This is a genomic window from Methylobacterium sp. SD274, from assembly GCF_017355285.1.
In the GTDB taxonomy this organism is placed as follows: Bacteria; Pseudomonadota; Alphaproteobacteria; order Rhizobiales; family Beijerinckiaceae; genus Methylobacterium.
In genome coordinates, this window is record NZ_JADIJP010000048.1 from 1 (window position 1) to 19,948 (window position 19,948).

Consider the following 19,948-nt stretch of genomic DNA (forward strand, 5'->3'; position numbering starts at 1 on the left):
GCTTCACCCCGAGACGATTGCCCTGCATGCGGGCTGGCGCGCCGATCCGACCACGGGCTCGGTGGCGGTGCCGATCCACCAGACCACTTCGTTCCAGTTCCGCGACACGGCCCATGCCGAGAACCTGTTCGCCCTGAAGGAACTCGGCCACCTCTACACCCGCGTGACGAACCCCACCGTCGACGTGCTGGAGCAGCGCCTCGCCGCCCTCGAAGGCGGGGCGGCGGCGCTGGCCCTGGCGTCGGGCCAGGCGGCCTCCGCCCTGTCGGTGCAGAACCTCGCGCGGGTGGGCGACAACATCGTCGCCTCCACCGACCTCTATGGCGGCACCTGGAACCTCTTCGCCAACACGCTGGCCGAGCAGGGAATCGAGGTCCGCTTCGTCGATCCGGCCGACCCGGAGAATTTCCGCCGCGCCACCGACGACCGCACCCGCGCCTATTACGGCGAGACGCTGGCCAACCCGAAACTCGCGGTCTTCCCCATCGCCGAGGTGGCCGACATCGGCCGGGGCTTCGGCATCCCGCTCATCGTCGACAACACCGCCGCGCCGCTCCTGGCGCGCCCATTCGACCATGGCGCGGCGATCGTGGTCTATTCCACCACCAAGTATCTCGGTGGCCACGGCATCGCCATCGGCGGCGCGATCATCGATGGCGGGCGGTTCGACTGGACGGCCAACCCCCAGCGCCAGCCCGCCCTCAACACCCCCGATCCGAGCTATCACGGCGCAGTCTGGACGGAGGCGGCCAAGCCCCTCGGGCCCATCGCCTATATCCTGCGCGCCCGGGTCCGGCTGCTACGCGACCTCGGCCCGTCCGTCTCGCCGCTCAATGCCTTCCTCACCCTGCAGGGGCTGGAGACCGTGGCCCTGCGGATCGAGCGCCACAGTCGCAACGCGCAGGCCGTGGTCGATTACCTCGCCGCACGGCCCGAGATCGAGCGGGTCATCCACCCCTCGGACGCCACCGGCAAAGCGCGCGAGCGGGCGGAACGGTACCTCAAGGGCGGCTATGGCGGCCTCGTCGGGTTCGAACTCGCTGCCGGGCGCGAGGCCGGCCGGCGCTTCATCGAAGCCCTGTCGCTGTTCTACCACGTGGCCAATATCGGCGATGCCCGCAGCCTCGCGATCCATCCGGCCAGCACCACGCATTCGCAATTGTCCCCCGCCGACCAGCGCGCCACCGGCGTGTCCGACGGCTATGTCCGCCTCTCCATCGGCCTCGAACATATCGACGACATCTTGGCCGATCTCGACCAGGCCCTGGCCTCGGTCGGTTCCTTCGCGAAAGCCGCCTGACCATGGCGGCTTCCCCGCTGGCTTCGTGGGCGGCACCGGAATCCTCTGCTTCCGCCGCCTCGATCCCCCGTCTCGACCTGCGCCGGCTGGATGCCGGACCGGCCGAGCGGGAGGTCTTCCTGGCCGAACTGCGCGACGCCGCCCGCGATGTCGGTTTCTTCCACCTCGTCGGCCACGGCATTCCGGCGGCGGAGATCGCCGAGGTCCAGGCCCTGGCCCGGCGCTTCTTCGCCCTGCCTCTCCCGGAGAAACAGGCCGTGGCCATGGTGCGCTCGCCGCATTTTCGCGGCTACACGGCGGCCGGCCGCGAGATCACGCGCGGCGCACCGGATTGGCGCGAGCAGTTCGATGTCGGCGCCGAGCGCGAGGCCCTGCCGCAAACCGCAGCCTCGCCCCCCTGGAGCCGGCTGCAGGGCCCCAACCAATGGCCCGTCGGCCTGCCCGAACTCCGCGTCGGCCTGCTGCGCTGGCAGGCGGCGGTGACGCAGCTCGGCATCCGCCTGCTGCGCGCCTTCGCCCTCGCCTTGGGCCAGCCCGAGGACGTGTTCGCCCCGATCTACCAGGGCGCGCCCAACCAGCACATCAAGATCATCCGCTATCCCGGCCGGGAGGCCACGCAGGGAGAGCAGGGCGTCGGCGCCCACAAGGATAGCGGCTTCCTCACCCTGCTGGTCCAGGACGGGCAGAGCGGCCTCGAAGTCGAGGGACGGGACGGCTGGATCGCGGCCGAGCCGGTGGAGGGGAGCTTCGTCGTCAATATCGGCGAACTGCTCGAACTCGCCTCCAACGGCTACCTGCGGGCCACGATCCACCGGGTCGTCACCCCGCCGGCGGGGCGCGACCGTCTCTCGGTCGCGTTCTTCCTCGGCGCCCGCCACGACGCCACCGTTCCCTTGCTCGATTTGCCGCCCGGCCTCGCCGCAGAGGCGCGCGGCCCGGCGAGCGACCCCGACAACCCGCTCTTCCACGAGGTCGGCCGCAACTACCTCAAGGGCCGCCTGCGCTCCCATCCCGACGTGGCGGCGCGGTTCTACGGCGACCTCGCCGTGACGGGGGGCGCATGATTGGCGGCCCCCGGCGTGTGATCTCCGGCCTGCTGAACGCGTTCCTGCGCGGTCCGCCCTGGCACGGCGATAGTCCGCGCGGCACCCCTGACGCCGCTCATCTCGGCGGTGTCGCCGCCATGTTCAGCCACGCCACCTTCCTCACCGAGGTTTCCCCTCCATGGCAGCCGACATCGCCGTCTCCGACCCGGAGCCACAGGCCTATCGAGACATCCGCGCGGCCAACGACCGCTACGCGGAGAGCTTCGACAAGGGCGACCTCGCCCTTCCGCCGGCCCGCCGCTTCGCCATCCTGACCTGCATGGACGCGCGCCTCGATCCGGCGAAATATGCCGGCCTCGGGGAAGGCGACGCCCACGTCATCCGCAATGCCGGCGGGCGGGCCAGCGACGACGCCATCCGCTCCCTGGTGATCTCGCACAAGCTCCTCGGCACCGAGGCGTTCTTCGTGATCCACCACACCGATTGCGGGATGGAGCTGTTCACTGATGCCGTCATCGGCGACCTCCTCGCCGACAGTCTCGACACCGCGAGCTTCGACGGCACGGTCTGGTCGAACCCGCATCATGGCGGCGGCTCGCCGGCTGGCTATGCCATCGACTGGCTGACCATCCCCGAGCAGAGCCATGCCGTCACCTCGGACGTCCGGCGCATCCGCGCGCATCCCCTCGTGCCGAGCCGCATCCCGATCTTCGGTTTCGTCTACGACGTCACCACGGGGCGACTGAACGAGATCGCCGCAGCCAGCCAAGCCGGCCGGCCCACGCCGCCGCTCCATCTCGGGTAGGGAGAACTCTATGAGACGTGCCTTGTGGCCGATCCGCTCCCGCTCCCGCCGGATGCTGAAACGCAGGCTGCGGAGGGCGAGGGCGTTCCACCCGGCCCTGCTTCGCGAGCGAACCAAGCTCCCGGCCGAGGTGTCGGCTGACGAAACAGCTTCGGATTAGATGCGTCCCGCTCAGAGCCTTTTTTTGATCGGATGTCTCGGCGGATGCTCATGCCAAAGTCGATCGTCTGCCAAAGTCGATCATCCAAACCGACCACCTCATCCTGAGGTGGGTGCCTCAGGATGAGCTAACGCCTTGGACAACAACTCAAACAAGCTCTCAGCCGGGCGGGCCCGCCGCGGGGATCGCCGCGATGCCAGCCGAGGCGGCCCAGGCCGTGAGGTCGGATTTCCGGATCGCCGCCGCCATCAGGTCGGGGAACAGGTCTGGCGTGCAGGCGAAGGCGGGCACGCCCAACGCAGCGAGCCGGCCCGCCAGCGCCCGGTCGTAAGACGGCGCGCCCTCGTCCGACAGGGCCAGCAATGCCACCACCTGCACGCCCGAGGCCACCATCCGCTGTACGCGCGCCAGGAGCCCGGCCTCGACGCCGCCCTCGTAGAGGTCCGAGATCAGGACCAGGATCGTGTCCTCGGGGCGGGTGATGCGGGATTCGCAATAGCCCATCGCCCGGTTGATGTCGGTGCCGCCGCCGAGCTGGACCGAGAACAGCACCTCCACCGGGTCTTCCAACTCGTCGGAGAGGTCCACCACCTCGGTGTCGAACACCACGAGCCGGGTGGTCACCGCTGGGAGCGAGGCCATCACCGCGCCGAAGATGCTCGAATAGACGACCGAACTCGCCATCGAGCCGGATTGGTCGATGCACAGGATCACGTCCTTGAGGCTGGCGCGCTGGCGCCGGCCATGGCCGAACCGGGTCTCGGGGATGATGGTGCGATACTCGGCTTGGTAATGGCGCAGGTTGGCCCGGATGGTCCGGTTCCAGTCGATCTCCGCATGGCGCGGGCGCCGGTTCACGCTGGCGCGATCGATGGCCCCGGTCACCGCCTGACGCAGGGGCTCTTCGAGCATGCGCATCAGGGCCTCCACCACCTTGCGCACCACGAGGCGGGCAGTGTCCTTGGTCTTGCCGCCGAGCAGCCCGCGCATTGAGATGAGGGTCGAGACGAGGGCGACGTCGGGGACCACCGCCTCCAGCATCTCGGGCTCGGTGAGCATGCGCTTGAGGTCGAGGCGCTCGAAGGCGTCGCGCTGCATCACCTGCACCACCGAGGCCGGGAAATAGTCGCGGATGTCGCCGAGCCAGCGCGGCACGGAGGGGGAGGAGGCACCGAGGCTGCCCTTCCGGTCGGAATCGTAAAGGGCGCCGAGCGCCCGGTCGATGCCGACATCGCGGCCCGACAGGCCGCAGCCGGTGCCGTCCGCCGCGCCCCCGCCGAGGACGAGGCGCCAGCGGCGCAGGCGCTCGGTGTCGCTCATGGCGTGTCCTCCGTCGTCTCGTCCCCACTCGGCGCCAGGAGAAGGCGCAGGATCGGCAGCACCCTGGCGGCGCGTTCGGCATCGAGGATGCGGCCCGATCCTTCTTCGTCGGAAACACCCGTCCCATGGCGGTTCAAAGCCTCGCCGATGGCGCGTCGCTCGCCCTGCGAGATCGTCGCGAAGGTGCGTCGCAGGAGGGGCAGCAATTCGGAAAAGAGCGTCCCGTCGAGGCCAGCGAGCCATTCGTCGAGGACCGCGAGGAGGGTGCCGCCGTGAATCAGGACCGTGCCGCTCTCCTCTAGGAACCCCTCGATCCAGGCGGCGGCCGCCACCGTGCCGGAGGCGCGGGACAAAGCGAGGCGAAGCCGGTCGCCGGCCTGCTCCGCATCGAGGGCCCGGTCATCGAACAGCAGTCGCACGGCGCCTCCGACGACGCGGCCATGCACATGGCTCTGATCGGCCAGGCCATGAAGCGCCTCCTGCCAGACCGCCTTCAGGTCGGGCTCCTCCAACAGCGAGATCGCGGCATGGACGCCGACGATCCGCGCCTTGGCGGCGCTCGCTGCATCGTCGTCGAGGCTCTGGCAGGCCGCCGTCAGTCCTGCGGCGGCGCGGGGCACGAGCCCGCGCACCACGCCCAGCACCGGCTCCGTGTCCGAAGAGCGTACCGAGCCGTAGCGCGCCAGTTCGGCCAGGGGCGGCAGCGCCTCCATGAGGTCGAACACGTCCGCCGAGACTGCGGCGCGGTCGTTGAGGGCACGGATCACGTCGTCCGCGGCTCCGGCGAGATCGGCGTCGAGGAGCGTGCCGATGAGGCCCGACAGCTCCGCGACGCGGGTCGCCTCGCGGGCCCGCCTGCGCACCCGGCTGCCGGCGGCCTCGGCCACCGTGCCGCCATCGGCGGAGGCGGCGACCAGATCCACCACCCATTCGGGCTGCCAGGACAGGAACCACGCCTCCTTGAAGGTGCCGCGCCCGCGCGCCTGCTGACGCCGGCCCCAGGGGATGCCGATGAGATGGAGCCGGTTGAGGAAATGACTGCGGGCGAGGTCGTTCTCCTTGCGCAGGTCGAGGACGAGTTCGCCCGCGACCGCCTCCGGCTTTAGGCGCAGGCTTTTGCAGGTCGCGGCGAAATCTGCCTCCACCGGCGTGCCGGGACTGTCCGGCGGGGTCGCGCCCAGGCGCTCGCCGATGACGAGCTTGCGCCGGATCAGGGCCATCGGCGCCGGATCGGCGAAGCACAGGGTCGCCTGCGCTGCCTCGTGCAGGTCGTCGAGGGAGGGGCGTGCCCGGCCCCGGAACCCGGCCAGCGCCTCGGCGAGGCGGACTGCCTCGATCACGGAGGCCGGAGAGGCATCGAGGTCCTCCGCACGGAGCAGGGCCGCCGCACGCGCGAGCCACCGCGCTGCGACACGGCCCTCGTGGTTCCACAACGTGTCGTACCATTCTGGCGAGAGTACCCCAGCCCGGTAGCCGCTGGCTGTGGCGAGGCGCTCGTATGACCAGGGCGCCCAGGCCGCGGCGACCTTGGTCCGAGGCAGTCCCTTCAGGGTCGCCGCGTCGAGGCCGACCTGTCCCTTGGCATCGTGGCGCGCCAGCGCCGGGGCGTGCCAGGCGCCACAGATCACGGCGATGCGGGTAAAATCCTCTCGTGCCGCCTTGCGGAGGCAGGTGCGCATATGCGCTTCGCGCACCTCCTCGCGAAACGCGTCCCCGTCGACGTCCTGGCCGGAAGCAGTCTCGGCGCCCTCGCGCAGGGCCGTCATGGCCTCTTGGATCGCCGCGAACACGTCGCCATCCTCGCCCGTGCGGCTCTCGACGAAGGCATCCCACCAGCGCTCGCCATCGGGGAAACCCGCGACCTCGGCCAGTTCGCCGAGGGGATCGCGCCGAACGGCGACGGAGGGCGCCTCGCTCGCCTTGGCGGGCTCAGGCGTATCGAGCTCGGCCGGGGCCGTCTCGCTTTCGGGCGCCTCCCCCCTCGTTTCGAACCCGTCGGCGAGCTGGATCGCGTGCGGCAGGTCGATGAAGCGCAGGGTCGCCCCATGGTCGAGTCCATGCCGCATGGCCACCCATTCGGGCGAGAAGGCCGCGAAGGGGAAGAAGGCGCAGGTCTGCGGCCGGTCCGCCCGGTAGACGAGCAGCGCCACCGGCGGTGTCATCGCCGGATCGGCGACGAGCGGGATCAGGGCGTCTGCATCCGGCGGCCCTTCGATGAGCAGGCAATCGGGCCGGAACGCATCGAGGGCCGCGCGCAGCGAGCGGGCCGAGCCCGGCCCGTGGTGGCGGATGCCGAAGATCCGAACCTCAGGCATCGCGGCCGGGGGTGGCGGGGCGAAGGCTCATGGCACGCTCGTTACTCTTGGGTGGGGTGTCGCGGTGGATGGCGCGCGGGGCTTTCCCTCCCCCCTATGCGGGGGAGGGTGGCCCTCGCGTGAGCGAGGGTCGGGAGAGGGGAGCGCCATCTCCGGAAAGGTCGCCCCCTCTCCCGCCTGCTCCGCAGAGGGGGGAGGGTGAGAACGCCCTCACGCGCTCTCGCGGGCGGCGCGGTAGAAGTCCTTCCACTCCGACCGTTCCTTCACGACGGTCTCGAGATATTCGCGCCAGACGATGGCGTCCTGCACCGGATCCTTGATCACCGCGCCACTGATGCCGGAGACGAGGTCGTGGGCCGAGAGGTGGCCGTTGCCGAAATGCGCGGCCAGCGCCAGCCCGCTGCCGACGACGCTGATCGCCTCGGCCGTGGAGAGCGTGCCGGACGGCTGCTTGACCTTGCTCTTGCCGTCCGCGGTCACGCCCTCGCGCAGCTCGCGGAAGATGGTGACGACTCGGCGAATCTGGTCGGCGCCGGGCGGTTCGGCGGGGATTTCGAAGGCGCGCCCGAGGGCGGCCACGCGGGTCTCGACGATGGCGATCTCGGCCTCGATCGTGGCCGGCGAGGGCAGCACCACGGTGTTGAAGCGCCGCTTCAACGCGCTCGACAATTCGTTGACGCCGCGATCCCGGTTGTTGGCGGTGGCGATGAGGTTGAAGCCCCGCGCGGCGGCGATCTCCTCGTTGAGTTCCGGGATCGGCAGGGTCTTCTCGGAGAGGATCGTGATGAAACTGTCCTGCGTCTCGGAGGGGATGCGGGTCAATTCCTCCACGCGGGCGATTTTGCCCTCCTCCATGGCGCGCACGATCGGGCTCGCCACCACCGCCTCGCGGCTCGGCCCCTTGGCGAGGAGCAGTGCGTAGTTCCAGCCGTAGCGGATCGATTCCTCGCTGGTGCCGGCGGTGCCCTGCACGATGAGGCGCGAGGTGCCGCAGATCGCCGCCGCCAGATGCTCGCTGACCCAGCTCTTGGCGGTGCCCGGCGTACCGAGAAGAAGGAGCGCCCGGTCGGTGGCCAGCGTCGCCACCGCCACTTCCATCAGGCGCCGGTCGCCGATGTATTTCGGCGTGACCTCGAAACCGGAGCCGAGCCGCCCGCCCATGAGGTAGGTGACGACCGCCTGCGGCGAGAGCAGCCAGTTCGGCGGGCGCGGCCTGTCATCGGCGCCGCGCAGCGACTCCAACTCCTCGGCGAAGGCATCCTCGGCGGCCTGGCGCAGCTGCGTCGTCTTGGTTCCGTTGATCTGGCTCATGCCTCAGGCGAACTCCCGTCTGATGGTGGCGCGCAAAGCGAGGGTTTCGGCGAAGTCCTCGATCTGCCGGCGCAGGTTGTCCTCGGCCTCGCCCGGTAGCCGGGCGAGGATAGCGGCAGCCGATGCCGCGTGGTCCTCGTCGGGCCAGGCCCGTTCGGCGAGGCGGGTGAGCAGGTAAGCGGAGGCGAGGTCCTGGCGGTCGGATTGCGAGGTCCGCGTCACCGAGGCGAGCCAATCGAGGAGGGCCGCCGTGAAGGCCTCCGACAGGGATGAGGGCGCCTGTCGCAGCAGGGTCAGAATCGTATCGATCTCCCCCTTGCCGAGGAGCTGCGCCACCGTCGCCTCCCATTCCGCATCGGGGAGCGACCGCACGGCGCGGGCCCAGGTCTCACGGAGCGCATCGCCCGGCTCGATGCCGGAGAGGCGCCCGGCCGACGCCTCGGCCAGCACCGACACCATCGTCCGTACCCAGTCGAGGTCGCGCTCGCGGCGCGCGGCGGTGAGAAAACCATCGACGATCTGGATCGCCCATTCGCTGCGCAGGGCCAGTTCGATCCAGAGCCTCGGCGGATGATCGGCGAAGGCGTGGAGGGGAGCGGCGGCGATGACGCTCTCGAGCAGACCGGCCCTCGCGCCGCCGCGCCTCCGCTCGTAGGCGTTCAGCTCGATCCCGTCCCGCGCGAGCGTCGGCGATTCCTCCGGCAGCGTCACCACCAGAGTGTGTTTCGTCCCGCCGAGGAGCTTTCGGCTGCTTTCGACCACGAGCGCGGTTCGCGCCCTCGCCGCCATGCGGGAGGCGAAGAGCGAGTGGGTGAGGCGCGGTAGCAGGACTCTCGCTGCCGCGCGCACGCCGCCCGCGCGATCGTCCAGGCAGGTTTCGAGGAAGGGCGCATCCGCCTCCGACAGGCCGATCTCCAGGATGTAGACGAGGCGCTCGCGCATCTCCGCCTTCTCGGCGCGGAACCCAGCCTCCAATTCGGCGCGGGCTCCCGCCGGATCGCGCAGGCGGAAGTCGGCGAAGGCGGCGTGGCGCTCGGCCGGGCTCGCTTCAGCGCCGTCCGGGGCCGAAGTCGCCGCCTCCGCGCCTCGGCCGGAACAGGCCGCTTCCAGCCAGGCGAGCTCCTCGCCCGCGACCGCGTCGATGGTCTCGTCCCACTCGCGCCGGTAGGGCGCGAGGGCGGGGAGCAGCCAGGGCGGAGCGCGCATGCCCCGCTCCGCCGCGATCTCGCACCACTCCTTCACGCGGCCCCGCGCCTCCGTGCCCGCGGCGAGGAGCAGCCCGAGCCGCGCCGCCGCTTCGGGTGGGCAGGGACGGCCCTTCGCCTCGTGAGGGGGCGTCGGCGTGAAGGCTTCTGGCGGAAAGCCGCTGCCGGCGAGATGGTGGATGCCCGCGACCGCGACCCGCGCCAGCAGGGTCATGCCCGGCTCTGCGCGCGGCAGCGCACCGGCGACCGTCTCGAGATCGACAGGGGAGGGGGAGCGGTCGGCCCCCAGCAGAGCGGAGACGAGGGCCGACTCCCAATCGTCGGGGGCGGAGACGTCGAGGCCCATCAGGCCGCCCTCACCAGGATCGGCCGGGGATCCTGGGCCGGAACCGCGTAGAGATGCCCGCCGGCCACCATGGCGAGGGGCGTGAGCGCGAACCCGTCATAGAGACCGAAAAGATCGACATGCCCCCCCGCCGCCACCGCCATCAGAGGGGGGACATGTGCGGAATCGGCAAGGGTCAAACAGCCGGTGGCGTCACCCGCGCCCATGGCGCCATCCGCGAGATGTCCGAGGCGTAGGCCGGACAGCCGAAGCGGCCAACGGTCGATCCACGGCGCCCGCGCCAGGGCCCCGGCGAAACCGTCGAGGGCTTCGGCGACGCTCGTCGCGCCGGGCAGGGCGCCGGCCGGTGCCGGACTGGCGCGCCCCTCGCGAAACGCGGCCCTGAGCGGCGGATCGCCGGGATGGAAGGCGAGCGCGCCCGAGAAATCCTGTCCTGCCGCCGGGACCGGCGGCAGCGGCGAGCCGGAGGTGCCGTAATCGACGACCTGGGCCATGGCGCCACTCGTCCGTCCGGCGAGCCAGACGGTGCGGGCGGTGAGCTTGTCCTCGTCCTCCACCGCATGCGCGAGGACGGCCCACTCGTCGACGAGACCCGGACGTGCCGCCATCTCCTCGGTGGTCACGGGATAGCCGATGGCCGCGCGGACGCCCGCTGCCTGTTCGGGCGTGAGCCGTTCCAGACGCCGGGCGGCCCGGGCCAGCAGGGACAGGCGGCCGAGGGCGAGGGCAAGGGCCGCCTCCGGACGCGCGGCAGAGCCGGGCGCGGCCGCGATGAGGCCCGGCATGGCCCGGACCCTACGGGCGAGGCCCGGGGCCTGTCCATCGACGAGGCGTCCCGCCATGCGGTCCCAGAAGGCATAGGTCTCGCGCCGCACCGTCGCGAGACCGCGCCGCATCAGGTCGCCGAGCCAGAGATCGAGTTCATCGAGCGCCGCCGAGACCTTGTCCTCGCGGGCCTGACGGCGCTTGGCCTGCCCCTTTTCGTCGACGGGGGCAGAGGCTTGCTGGGACCGCGTTTCGGCGGAGACGGCGCGGCTCTCGCGCCCCCGGATCCAGGCGGCGACCCAATCCGGCGGTTCTGCCTCGGAGATCGGCGCGGCGGCATCTACCAGCATCAGGCCGATTGCGTGCTTGCAGGGAAATTTCCGGCTCGGGCAGGTGCATTTCGAGGCTGGACCGGAGAGATCGGCCACCGTGCGATAAGGGTTCGCTCCGCTTCCCTTGATCTCGCCCCAGACGACGGCGCCTGCCCGCCCGAGCCCGCTCCACTTGGCCGCCTTCGCCTGATCCTGCCCGGCCTTGCGGCTCGACGCATCGGGAGCGAGGTCGAGGATTTGCGCGGAAGTGAGGCTCATATGGCGATGGGACGGCGATTCCGAAGCTGGATGATTCGAGGGAGCCTAGCCGCCCCGAGCCGCAACGCAAGCATAAATCTGTATTTCAAGTTTATAATAAGAATAAAAAAAATATTCCCCTGTAAGAAAGAGGCAGCAGAAATGCTGATATATGAGGAAAGCGGCACAGAGGTGTATTTGTCCTCCCTGATGGCAGTGCTCTGGTGTCCGTTCGTCAACGATCAGTAAGCCCGCCGCCGTCACTCGACCTCGAAAGGTGCTCTCGATATCTCAGCTACAGTTTCGTTCGATGGTCGTTTGCGAAGTAAAAGCGATGGTTCGGTATTCCCAAAAAAATCTCCCGGCGGGCCATTCTGGTCTGAGCGCAGCCCGTCCATGACCGGAAGCTCTGTGGGCAGTTTCAACGCTGCGACTTTCTGATCGACGCAGGCGCTGACTTCTGCCGGGAGGTATTTCCGCACTCAGGGGCCTATCTCCGTCGGGCTCGTTCCCTCGGGCGGTAAACCCCGTTCACCGCGACATATGAACCTATCTTCGATCCCGGCGTTCACATTTCTTGTGTTATCGAAGGAGTGGCGATGCTCATTGAAGACTATCGCGAGCCAGCCCGGCCCCGGCCGCGCACCAGGGATCTCAACAGCGCGCTGACCGAGACCACCCGGCGGCGTCTCGGCGAGGAGCTGCAGGCCCTCTACGAGCCCGTGATCGACGAGCCTCTCGACCCTCGCCTTGCCGAGCTCATGAAACAGCTGGAGGCGGACAGGGACCGTTAGATCCTGTCTGGCTAAATCCGGTCCAGGGATCGGGGGTGATCCTGTCGGTGCCGCCCGGCGATCTCCCGACGGCGGATGTCCTTTCTCCCCATGCGGGCTCCGGCCCAACCCGCACCTTGCCGCGGCCCTCGGTTCAACGCTGTTCGGACCCTCAACGCGGGAGAGGCCCCGATTTCGTGGCGATCCGGGTTTGAACCGTCGGAGGCCCGGCGGAACGACATCGTCCAGGGTCGGAGCGGACGAGTGTTCCGCAGCCATGACCGATTCTGAATGGCATTCGATGTCGGCGGGGCACCATCCTGCGTCATTCGCCGGTGGAGCGAGGGCTCAAAGTGCCTCGCCGGCCATGTAGTCGATACGAAGACGTCCTGATCGGTGATGGCGGCATTAATATCCTGGCGGGCTTGGCCGGCAACGACTTCCTCCGGGGAGTAGGAGCATCCGATACACTGGTCGGCGGCGACGGCAATGATAAGCTGGCAGTTACCAATGCACCAGCGCCGGTCGACGGGGAAGATGGGCAGGACAGGCTCCTGCTTCTTGGACCCGATACTTTCACGTTCACCGACGCAAGCTTCAAGAGTATCGAGACGATCTATGTGCGCGGAGCACTGACCCTCGATCTGTCGGGCGTGACCGCAGGCACCACGGTCAACCTGCAGAACGCCAAGGATACCTTCGCCACGGTGTCGGGGACAAAGGGGAACGATATCATCAGGGCCGGCGAGGGTGACACGGTGATCGATGGCGGCACCGGTAACGACAAGCTGTATGCTGGTGGGGGAGCTGATACCTTCACTTTCAAAATGAATTTCGGGATGGATAACGTCTATGGTTTTGCGAAGGGCTTCGATCATTTCGACGTGTCAGCCCTTGTGAGCAGCTTCGAAGATATCAACCTTACTATGTTGAACGGGGGGGTGCGGACACTCTTGTCACGTTCGATGATGTTGGTCTTGGCAGCAGTATCATCCTGAGAGATGTTGCTAAAGGATCCTTGATTGGGGCGGACTTTGGACTCATTATCTAGTACTATGTCGGTGATTTATTTTTAGAGGGTAGTCTGAATCGTCATGCGAAATGGGGATTCAGGACGGGGCGGAACGAAGCTAACGGAAGAGATGTCCAGCGACGGCCTGCCGCACGCTGGAGGCGAATAGCGACGATGAAGACCTCGGACGACGCGGCGTTATTTTCCGCCCAGTCCGACGAACCTCGGCGAAGTGCAGATGCTGCCGGCAAGCACAGGCGATGTTCATCATCACTGCATGCCCTTCCACGAGCGCTTGGCCCAGCAAGGCTCACCGAAGAATGTCGCGCAGGCGGCCGTGATGCGAAGGCGACTGGTTACGCTCAGCGCGATCCCTCGGAATGCACGTCATGATGGCCAATCACGGCTCGACCATCGACGTCGTCGCTCCGCCCCGTCCCTGCGAGTCGTCTGAACCATCGGGAGAATACGATGGCAGCAGACGCGCCTCGTCGTCATCACAGTGTCGCCCAGCCTTGCGATCCAGCGCGATAGTGAGCCGGTATTTTGCCGGCCATGTTCGCCGCGAACGCATTATGCAGCATCTTCTCATTGAGGAATCGTCCCTCCCGGGGCTGATCTTCGCCCTCGCCTTCGACACGGATGGACGGGGACGCCAGGTTGCGCTGGGGGACGAGCTTCCTTCCCTCGGTGACCCGGAACACGGCTTCGTTTGGCTTCACGTCGATCTCGTCGATGCGCGGACCGAGGCGCTGATCCTTGAGGGACGCCTTGGCCCGCCCCGTCTCGCCGCCGCAACCTTCGCCCGCGACGAGCATCAGCGTGTCGTCGTCGATGGCCCTCATGCCGGATTCGTCATTGCCGACCGGGAACGCGCTTTCGACGGCTCGTCGAGCGAAGAGCCGAACGGCCGCCTCCATTGCGTTCTCGGTCCAGGCTATCTGGTCAGTGGCCGTCGCCATGCCACGGCCTGCGCGGTCGCCGCCCGCGACGCGGTCCTGTCCGGCACCCTCGTTCCCGGCCCGGCAAAGCTGCTGGAGCGCTTCGTCGGCAGCACCATCGCATCACTCAATGCCACGTCCGATCGCCTGTCCTCCTCCCTCGATGCCATCGAGGACGACATGCTCGACGAGGCAAAGGCCGACGATGCCAGGCCGTTGGGACCGATCCGCCGCCAATCCGTGCGCTCCCACCGTCAACTCGCCGGCTTACGCGCGGTGTTCCACCGGCTCGAGGATGAGGCCGCCATGGAGGGCGACCAATTGCCGGAAGCCGTCGGCGCCATGGCGGCCCGCGTGGTCCAGCGCCTCGATTCGCTCCACCGGGACATGCATGTCCTGTCCGAGCGCAGCCGGCTTCTCCAGGATGAGATCGCCGCCCGTACGACCGCGCTGACCAACCGCCAGCTCTTCACCCTCTCCATCCTCACGGCCCTGTTTCTGCCGCCCACCCTGGTCACGGGCGTCTTCGGCATGAACACCAAGGGCCTGTTCTTTTCCGAATCCGACAGCGGCTCCTTGATCGCCCTGATCATCGGCGCACTCGCGGCGCTGGCCGTCTATGTCGTCATCCGCCGGCTCAATCTCGCCGGCCGGCCTGGTTGATCCCGAACGCGAACGCGCCCACACACCCCCGATTCATCCGACCACCGGAGCCTTCCCCCGCATGGACTTCTTTCGCCGCTTCACCGTGCTCATGTGCGCGCCTAACTTCGACCCGGACGACCTCGAGGGCGTGCGCGTCCAGCAGATCATCGGCTCTGTGGAGAAGCTCGGCTTCGAAGTGGTCCGCGCCCGCCGCGTGGAGGACGCGGCCATCGCGGTCCAGACCGATGCCGCCATCGGCTGCATGGTGGTGGATTGGGGCAAGCGCGGCCTCGACGGCAAGGCGGCGGCCCTCATCAACCTGATGCGGAAGCGTGGGCTCGAAATGCCCATCGTCATCATGGTCCGCCGCAAGCGCCTGGAGGACATCCCCGTCGAAGTGCTCGACTTCATCGACGGCTACATCTTCCTGGCCGAAGAGACCCCGGACTACATCGCCCGCGGCCTGGTGAGCCGCGTGAAGCAATATGCCGAGACCCTGAAGACGCCGTTCTTCGGCGCGCTGGTCGATTACGCAGAGCAGGGCAACCAGCTCTGGACCTGCCCGGGCCATAACGGCGGCATCTTCTACAACCGCTCGCCGATCGGGCGTATCTTCGTGGAGCATCTCGGCGAGGCCGTGTTCCGCGACGACCTCGACAATTCCGTGCTCGATCTCGGCGACCTTCTGGTCCACGAAGGCCCGGCCTTGAAGGCGCAGAAAGAAGCCGCCGTCATCTTCGGCGCCGAAAAAACCTATTTCGTCCTCAACGGCACCTCGGCCTCCAACAAGATCGTGCTCTCGGCCCTGGTGGCGGAGGGCGACCTCGTCCTGTTCGACCGCAACAACCACAAGGCGGCCCATCACGGCGCCCTGTTCCTCGGCGGCGCGGTTCCGGTCTTCCTGGAGACCGACCGCAACTGCTTCGGCCTGATCGGCCCGATGTATCACGAGGCCCTCGACGAGGCGGCCATCCGTGAGAAGATCCGCACCAACCCCCTCATCACTGACAAGGAAGCCTGGAAGCGCGAGCGCCCGTTCCGCGTGGCGGTGGTGGAGCAGTGCACCTATGACGGCACCATCTACAACGCGCAGATGATCCTCGAGAAGATCGGGCATCTCTGTGACTACATCCTCTTCGACGAGGCCTGGGCGGGCTTCATGAAGTTCCACCCGCTCTTCGCCGGTCGCTTCGCCATGGGACTGAAGGGCCTCGACGAGACCTCGCCGGGCATCATCGCCACGCAATCGACCCACAAGCAGCTGGCGAGCTTCTCCCAGGCCTCGCAGATCCACACCAAGGACAGCCATATCCGCGGCCAGACCCGGCGCATCGAGCACCGGCGCTTCAACGAGACCTTCCTCGTCCACGCCTCGACCTCGCCGTTCTACCCGCTCTTCGCCTCGCTCGATGTCGGCGCGCAGATGATGAAGGGCCGCTCGGGCGTCGTCCTGTGGGACGACACGATCCGGCTCGGCATCGAATGGCGCAAGAAGGTCCGTGCCATCCGCCGCGAATTCGAGGAGAAGGAGGGTGATCCTCTGCGCCGCTGGTTCTTCGACCCCTTCGTGCCGGACACGGTGAAGGGCCCGGAGGGCAAGGTGCCGTGGGAGAGCGTCTCGACGGACGAGCTCGCCAGCGACGCGAAATACTGGGAGCTGACCCCCGGTGCCGCCTGGCATGGCTTCAACCATGTGGCGCCGAACTACGCCATGACCGACCCGAACAAGCTCACCGTGCTCACCCCCGGCTTCGACCGGCGCACGGGGGAATATGCCGAGCACGGCGTGCCCGCGCCCATCGTGGCCCAGTACCTGCGCGAAAACCGCATCGTGCCGGAGAAGAACGACCTCAACTCGCTCCTATTCCTGCTGACGCCGGGCGTCGAATCCTCCAAGGCCGGCACGCTCATCTCCGGCCTCGTGGCCTTCAAGCGCCTGCATGACGAGAATGTGCCGCTCGAGGATGCCATGCCGGAATTCGTCCGGCGCCGGCCGAACCGCTACAAGGGCGTACGGCTGCGCGACCTCTGCGCGGATTTCCACGCCTTCCACCGCGAGCACGGCACCAGCACCCTTCAACGCAAGCAGTTCGAACCCGGCCACCTGCCCGAGATGGTCATGACTCCGAAGGAGGCGGTGCAGCAGCTCACTCGCAACAACGTCGATTACGTGCCGATCGCGGAAGCCGAGGGCCGTGTGGCGACGACCTTGCTTCTGGTCTACCCGCCGGGCATCGGCACGGTGCTGCCGGGCGAACGACTGGACGAACGGGCGAAACCCATGCTGGACTACTTCAAGATGTTCGAGCGCTCCGCGAACCTGTTCCCGGGCTTCGAGGCCGAGATTCAGGGCGTGTTCCGCAACGTCGATCCCGACGGGACGATCCGGTTCTACACCTATGTCATGCGCGAGAATCGCCCGTGAGTCCGGAAGGGCCGCCCGCCGCCTCCGATACCGGGATCATCATCCGGCCCTCCTCGGATGCGGACGTGCCGGCCATGGTGGCAATCTACGCCCACCATATCCGGCGGGGCGTAGGTGATGTGGGGGATTTCGAAGCGGATCCGCTCCATCCCGACGACCTCAAGCGCCGCCGCAAGGCCATGCGCAAGAGGCGTCTGCCGCATCTTGTGGCCGACCGCGATGGGGTGGTGGCGGGCTACGCTTACGCTGTCCCGTTCCGGAAGCGCCCGGCCTATCGCTACACGCTCAAGCACTCGATCTACGTTCATCACGAGCACCTGAACGCCGGCATCGGGCGACGCCTGCTGCCGGCTTTGATCGAGGCCTGCGCCGCCGGCGGCTACCGCCAGATGATCGGCTATATCGACGCGCAGAACGAAGCGTCCCTGCGGCTCCACGAGACCTGCGGCTTCGTCCGTGTCGGCCTGTTGCCGGCGGTGGGCTACAAGTACGGCCGCTGGAGCGACAGCGTCATGGTCCAGCGGGCACTCGGCACCGGCGCCACCGACCAGCCCGGCACCTGGACACGATCGGTTGAGGCGCTGGTGGCCGGGCACGAATGGATGGGGAAGTAGCACTTCCCCATCGGGCCGGTACGGAGCGCGTCAACTCCCGCGACATCGCTCTCCATCAGGCATTTTCGAGCCCGGCATCGACCCTCGCCGCCACGTCCTGCGAGACGTCCAGGGCCTCGGCCAATCGCTTCAGGAACTCCCGCTCCTGCAGCGTATCGGCATCGATGGCCAGACGCGCTGCCGCATAGAGGCGGGCACCCTTCTCCGGCGAATCCACGCGTTCGGCGAGTTCGTCGATCTCGGCCGGGTCGGCCAGCTCCTTTTCGAGCCAGGCGCGGCCATCCTTGTCGATACCGGCCGCCTCAACCGCCTCGTCGAGGCGCTGGCGCTCCTGCGTGTCTACGATGCCGTCGGCCAAGGTCGCCGCCACCATGGCGCGCAGCATGATGCGGGCCTCGTCCTCGCCGACTTGGCTGAGATCGGGGGTTTCGGGCTCATGGGAAGGACGGAGTGCTCGAAGAGCTAGGCCCGCGACGAGGGCGAGCCCACCGAGGGCGGCCGTGGCGGCGATCCCGCCCTTGCGTGAGCGCACGAGCGCGTCGACGATCTGTCTTGCATCGGCCATGGTGGTCATCCTGAAGGCAGGTTGAGGATCAGACCGGAAACGGACGAGACCCATCCCGGGTTCAAGGCGGAGCGTGCGGTGAAATCAGCCTGCCCCGCTTGTGCCGCACGGAACGGACACGATCTGTGGCGGGTCCGTGCAGCGCCAACGGAGCCGCAAGGCAGCCCCAAGGACGATCTTCCATGACCATCACCTCCATCGAATCCCGACTTTCGGTCTCCGGCCAGCCGAACGAAGCCGAGATCGCCGACTTGGCGGGAAAAGGGTTCGCTCTGCTGATCAACAACAGGCCCGAGGGGGAAGAACCCGGCCAATTGGGCACGGAGGCCGAAGCCGCAGCTGCTAGGGCGGCGGGGCTGGCCTATCTCCATCTTCCGGTTACCGGCCCAGACATCACACTCGACGACATCGCGCAGTTCCGCGACGCCGTGGAAGGGGCGCCCGGCCCAGTCCTCGCGCATTGTCGTAGTGGTACCCGCTCGCTCACCCTCTGGGCTTTGAGCGAGGTGTTGGCGGGACGCTTGAGGCGCGATGACGTCGCGGCCTATGGCCGGGAACGGGGCTTCGACCTCAGCGGCGCAATTCGCTGGCTCGACGCACATGGCGAGGGGATCGTCGAGGATTGAAGCCGCAGGTGGCGGTCCGCAACATTGGATCAAGCCCGTGCTGTTCGCGGCGATCGCTATGGGAGATCGGGTCCAGACGCTTCCCGATCCGAGGCCTGCACCGTCTGGCGGTCGACCTCGTCCCTGATACGGCGGCCCGCCATCAGGATCTCGAGAAGGAAGGCGACGATGGCCGCCACCGTGCAGACCAGGGCGACGCCGAAGCATCCGAACAAGACGGAGGCCGTGGCGGCATCGCGCAAGGCCCCGACGAAAAGCGTGAGCACCGCGAAGCCGGTCATGATGCTGCCGAAACAGGCCAGCACCACAGCCACATCGAGCATGAAGGAGCGCTGACGCAGATAGGTCAGTTGGCGCGACAGGTGCGCCGCCTCGGCCGCATCCGCCTTCTGCAAGCTGGCGGCGGCATCATCGACACGGTCGGCCACCCGCCCAAGGCGCGTTGAGAAGACATTGAGCAGCGTCGCCAGCGCCGTCAGCAGGAAAGCGGGAGCGAGCGCGACCTGAATGACGTGGGCGATGTCGTCGGGAGCGAGGAGAGAACCGGAAGCCACCATGACGTGGCGTTACGCCATGCCGAGCAGCCCCGGAAGATCCCTCCTCGCTGCGACCGCCGTTCCTAGACCCAGACCCTCGAACGGGGTGGAGGCGGGGTCGTCAGGTATAGATCATCATCTCCGCCGATGGACCGATGGCAAAGACGGCGCGGATAAGTAAGGCAGGCGCCACTGGGCCCAGATGCGACGAAGCCCCGCAACGAGTGATGCGGGGCTTCTCTTGTCGGATGAGGCTGAAATGTCTTCGCTCTTGGTGCAGGTCTTCCGTGCAGTTGCTATTGCGGGCAGCGGTGACGCTGACCGTCATTGCCCAGATAGGTGCCCGATCGCTGATCGTAGGAGCGGAAGCGCTGGATGCAGTAGGCGATGTCCTGATCGGACCCGCCGACATCCTGCTGAACCTCGACGGCGCCACCATAATAGGCTGGAGCATAGCCGCCGCCGTAATAGCCACCGTTATCGTAGTAACCGCTGCCATAGCCGTAACCGATTCCGGCTCCAGCCAAGCCTAGCCCCAAACCAAGACCGAGTCCGCCGTAGCCGTATCCCCGGCCGTAGCCATACCCGCGGTGATGACCGTAGCCGCCACGGTTGAAGCCGCCGCCGGAGTTCGGACCGGCGGCTATCCCGCCCTGTCCGCGTCCACCG

General features: G+C 67.9%; 17 protein-coding genes. 9 read left to right on the plus strand and 8 right to left on the minus strand.

What is annotated here, in order from left to right:
• The 3 genes from IPV08_RS23255 to IPV08_RS23265 all read left to right on the plus strand — a co-directional run.
• Positions 1–1,300: PLP-dependent transferase (locus IPV08_RS23255; protein ID WP_207414093.1), on the plus strand; the 1,300-nt coding region annotated here is incomplete at its 5' end.
• A gap of 2 nt (positions 1,301–1,302) precedes the next feature.
• Positions 1,303–2,364, plus strand: a complete 1,062-nt coding sequence (locus tag IPV08_RS23260; RefSeq protein ID WP_207414095.1) for an isopenicillin N synthase family oxygenase — start codon at positions 1,303–1,305, stop codon at positions 2,362–2,364.
• A 160-nt stretch (positions 2,365–2,524) separates the two neighbouring features.
• Positions 2,525–3,151 carry a carbonic anhydrase gene (locus tag IPV08_RS23265; RefSeq protein WP_210348686.1) on the plus strand — a complete coding sequence of 209 codons (627 nt, stop codon included), beginning with the start codon at positions 2,525–2,527 and terminating at the stop codon, positions 3,149–3,151.
• A 319-nt stretch (positions 3,152–3,470) separates the two neighbouring features.
• On the opposite strand, the gene IPV08_RS23270 is transcribed toward IPV08_RS23265, so the two are convergent.
• From IPV08_RS23270 to IPV08_RS23290, 5 genes are all read right to left on the minus strand, one after another.
• Positions 3,471–4,631 carry a VWA domain-containing protein gene (locus tag IPV08_RS23270; RefSeq protein ID WP_207414097.1) on the minus strand — a complete coding sequence of 387 codons (1,161 nt, stop codon included), beginning with the start codon at positions 4,629–4,631 and terminating at the stop codon, positions 3,471–3,473.
• Positions 4,628–6,946 carry a DUF5682 family protein gene (locus IPV08_RS23275; protein WP_207414099.1) on the minus strand — a complete coding sequence of 773 codons (2,319 nt, stop codon included), beginning with the start codon at positions 6,944–6,946 and terminating at the stop codon, positions 4,628–4,630. The genes IPV08_RS23270 and IPV08_RS23275 overlap by 4 nt, the downstream gene beginning before the upstream one ends.
• Positions 6,947–7,156: 210 nt before the next feature.
• Positions 7,157–8,257, minus strand: a complete 1,101-nt coding sequence (locus IPV08_RS23280) for an AAA family ATPase (RefSeq protein ID WP_207414101.1) — start codon at positions 8,255–8,257, stop codon at positions 7,157–7,159.
• 3 nt (positions 8,258–8,260) lie between these two features.
• Complete coding sequence (locus IPV08_RS23285) at positions 8,261–9,808, minus strand: DUF5691 domain-containing protein (protein WP_207414103.1); 1,548 nt, start codon at positions 9,806–9,808, stop codon at positions 8,261–8,263.
• Positions 9,808–11,163, minus strand: a complete 1,356-nt coding sequence (locus IPV08_RS23290) for an SWIM zinc finger family protein (RefSeq protein WP_207414105.1) — start codon at positions 11,161–11,163, stop codon at positions 9,808–9,810. Before IPV08_RS23290 ends, IPV08_RS23285 begins: the two co-directional genes overlap by 1 nt.
• A 578-nt stretch (positions 11,164–11,741) precedes the next feature.
• Between IPV08_RS23290 and IPV08_RS23295 the strand changes: the two genes are divergently transcribed.
• The 5 genes from IPV08_RS23295 (at position 11,742) to IPV08_RS23315 (ending at position 17,552) form a co-directional block, all read left to right on the plus strand.
• Complete coding sequence (locus IPV08_RS23295) at positions 11,742–11,936, plus strand: hypothetical protein (protein WP_056422192.1); 195 nt, start codon at positions 11,742–11,744, stop codon at positions 11,934–11,936.
• 332 nt (positions 11,937–12,268) lie between these two features.
• Complete coding sequence (locus IPV08_RS23300) at positions 12,269–12,913, plus strand: M10 family metallopeptidase C-terminal domain-containing protein (protein ID WP_348646183.1); 645 nt, start codon at positions 12,269–12,271, stop codon at positions 12,911–12,913.
• Between the two features lie 589 nt (positions 12,914–13,502).
• Positions 13,503–14,531: a CorA family divalent cation transporter gene (locus IPV08_RS23305; protein ID WP_207414109.1), complete on the plus strand. Its 1,029-nt coding sequence runs from the start codon at positions 13,503–13,505 to the stop codon at positions 14,529–14,531.
• Positions 14,532–14,592: 61 nt separating this feature from the next.
• A complete protein-coding gene (locus tag IPV08_RS23310) occupies positions 14,593–16,938 on the plus strand; it encodes an Orn/Lys/Arg decarboxylase N-terminal domain-containing protein (protein WP_207414111.1) in 2,346 nt (781 codons plus the stop codon).
• A complete protein-coding gene (locus tag IPV08_RS23315; protein ID WP_207414113.1) occupies positions 16,935–17,552 on the plus strand; it encodes a GNAT family N-acetyltransferase in 618 nt (205 codons plus the stop codon). The genes IPV08_RS23310 and IPV08_RS23315 overlap by 4 nt, the downstream gene beginning before the upstream one ends.
• A gap of 55 nt (positions 17,553–17,607) precedes the next feature.
• On the opposite strand, the gene IPV08_RS23320 is transcribed toward IPV08_RS23315, so the two are convergent.
• Complete coding sequence (locus tag IPV08_RS23320; RefSeq protein ID WP_056423228.1) at positions 17,608–18,117, minus strand: DUF533 domain-containing protein; 510 nt, start codon at positions 18,115–18,117, stop codon at positions 17,608–17,610.
• A gap of 182 nt (positions 18,118–18,299) precedes the next feature.
• Between IPV08_RS23320 and IPV08_RS23325 the strand changes: the two genes are divergently transcribed.
• Positions 18,300–18,743 (plus strand): TIGR01244 family sulfur transferase, encoded by a 444-nt coding sequence (locus IPV08_RS23325; RefSeq protein ID WP_056454704.1) that lies wholly within the window; start codon positions 18,300–18,302, stop codon positions 18,741–18,743.
• A gap of 56 nt (positions 18,744–18,799) precedes the next feature.
• Here IPV08_RS23325 and IPV08_RS23330 read toward each other — a convergent pair whose 3' ends face one another.
• A complete protein-coding gene (locus tag IPV08_RS23330; protein ID WP_207414116.1) occupies positions 18,800–19,300 on the minus strand; it encodes a DUF2721 domain-containing protein in 501 nt (166 codons plus the stop codon).
• A gap of 275 nt (positions 19,301–19,575) precedes the next feature.
• Positions 19,576–19,948: BA14K family protein (locus IPV08_RS23335; protein ID WP_207414117.1), on the minus strand; the 373-nt coding region annotated here is incomplete at its 5' end.

Coding starts and splice junctions, on each gene's coding strand:
- IPV08_RS23260 (WP_207414095.1), top strand. CDS start 1,303: ATGGCGGCTTCCCCGCTGGCTTCGTGGGCGGCACCGGAATCCTCTGCT.
- IPV08_RS23265 (WP_210348686.1), top strand. CDS start 2,525: ATGGCAGCCGACATCGCCGTCTCCGACCCGGAGCCACAGGCCTATCGA.
- IPV08_RS23270 (WP_207414097.1), bottom strand. CDS start 4,631: ATGAGCGACACCGAGCGCCTGCGCCGCTGGCGCCTCGTCCTCGGCGGG.
- IPV08_RS23275 (WP_207414099.1), bottom strand. CDS start 6,946: ATGCCTGAGGTTCGGATCTTCGGCATCCGCCACCACGGGCCGGGCTCG.
- IPV08_RS23280 (WP_207414101.1), bottom strand. CDS start 8,257: ATGAGCCAGATCAACGGAACCAAGACGACGCAGCTGCGCCAGGCCGCC.
- IPV08_RS23285 (WP_207414103.1), bottom strand. CDS start 9,808: ATGGGCCTCGACGTCTCCGCCCCCGACGATTGGGAGTCGGCCCTCGTC.
- IPV08_RS23290 (WP_207414105.1), bottom strand. CDS start 11,163: ATGAGCCTCACTTCCGCGCAAATCCTCGACCTCGCTCCCGATGCGTCG.
- IPV08_RS23295 (WP_056422192.1), top strand. CDS start 11,742: ATGCTCATTGAAGACTATCGCGAGCCAGCCCGGCCCCGGCCGCGCACC.
- IPV08_RS23305 (WP_207414109.1), top strand. CDS start 13,503: ATGCAGCATCTTCTCATTGAGGAATCGTCCCTCCCGGGGCTGATCTTC.
- IPV08_RS23310 (WP_207414111.1), top strand. CDS start 14,593: ATGGACTTCTTTCGCCGCTTCACCGTGCTCATGTGCGCGCCTAACTTC.
- IPV08_RS23320 (WP_056423228.1), bottom strand. CDS start 18,117: ATGGCCGATGCAAGACAGATCGTCGACGCGCTCGTGCGCTCACGCAAG.
- IPV08_RS23325 (WP_056454704.1), top strand. CDS start 18,300: ATGACCATCACCTCCATCGAATCCCGACTTTCGGTCTCCGGCCAGCCG.
- IPV08_RS23330 (WP_207414116.1), bottom strand. CDS start 19,300: ATGGTGGCTTCCGGTTCTCTCCTCGCTCCCGACGACATCGCCCACGTC.